The organism is Akkermansia sp. UNK.MGS-1 (genome assembly GCF_000980515.1).
GTDB lineage: Bacteria > Verrucomicrobiota > Verrucomicrobiia > Verrucomicrobiales > Akkermansiaceae > Akkermansia > Akkermansia muciniphila.
The window spans coordinates 1-867 of the sequence record NZ_LBCB01000023.1 but is presented as its reverse complement, the minus strand read 5'-3'; the positions used below and the strand labels follow the sequence as shown (position 1 = coordinate 867).

The window sequence follows — 867 nt, the reverse complement described above, 5'->3', positions numbered from 1 at the left end:
ACGCGGCTGTCTTCAAACCGGAGGATAGCCGCGGCCATCTTTCTTTCTGTAGGATTCATATTGTAAACTATTGATTATTAACTAAAGTGAACTTGTAAGAAAAACTTTACAGTTGGAATTAATCTCGCTGTTTAAGCTGTTGCTGGTGGTAATTCTCCAAATGCTGGAGACGGGTATCCATCGTCCGCAGGATCTCCGCCGTATGGGCCGCATTGGTAGCCTGTTCTTTCACCACCTCGCGGAAATCCAGGTAGATGAACACGGCTATCACAAAACCGCCGAAAGTGACGATCTCACGCGTATAATCGCGGATCACTCCCAGATATTCCTTGAGGGGTTTGCACATGGTCTTATTTCTTGGAAGGTACGATCTGAACAACGGGAGGAACGTCCGTAACAGGCTGGGCCTGGGAATAGGAAATATGCCCCTGCTCAATGACGAGGCAGGAGCCGTCCTTACAGACCACCGTCTTTTCCGGCGTCACGTCCACGGAATGACCGCAGCCGGGTTGCGTCAGAATCCCCGCAGCAACCAGGGCCCCAATCACAGCTCCGGCGATGACTTTTGCCCAACTCTCTTTGATACCCCAACCGGTCAGGAGACCAGTCAGCCAACTCACTTTTTCTTTATTCGTGCTCATATTATTTAGTAGTGAAATGCTTGAAAAACTCCACGGCGGCGGGATCGGTAATGACGAACTCCGGGTAATCACGGGAAGTGAACACCCTGCGCCCGCCCTGCGGATTGACGGCCTCAACGGTCAGTTCCACGGCAAAAACGTATTCGCTACGATCATTCGCTACATCATACGTCATAGTAATACCTAACCGCGCCCACACCTGCACCGCCTGCCACGGTTCCGCCAG

General features: G+C 51.7%; 3 protein-coding genes. All 3 read right to left on the bottom strand.

Features of this window, described 5'->3' with window-relative positions:
- Window positions 1-118: 118 nt before the first annotated feature.
- Entirely contained in the window at window positions 119-346 is a 228-nt protein-coding gene (locus tag WW58_RS09800) for a hypothetical protein (RefSeq protein WP_022196875.1), read from the bottom strand.
- A 4-nt stretch (window positions 347-350) separates the two neighbouring features.
- Window positions 351-641 carry a hypothetical protein gene (locus WW58_RS09795; protein ID WP_046437296.1) on the bottom strand — a complete coding sequence of 97 codons (291 nt, stop codon included), beginning with the start codon at window positions 639-641 and terminating at the stop codon, window positions 351-353.
- A 1-nt stretch (window position 642) separates the two neighbouring features.
- Window positions 643-867, bottom strand: a 225-nt coding sequence (locus WW58_RS09790) for a hypothetical protein (RefSeq protein WP_046437294.1), incomplete at its 5' end; no start/stop codon positions are given.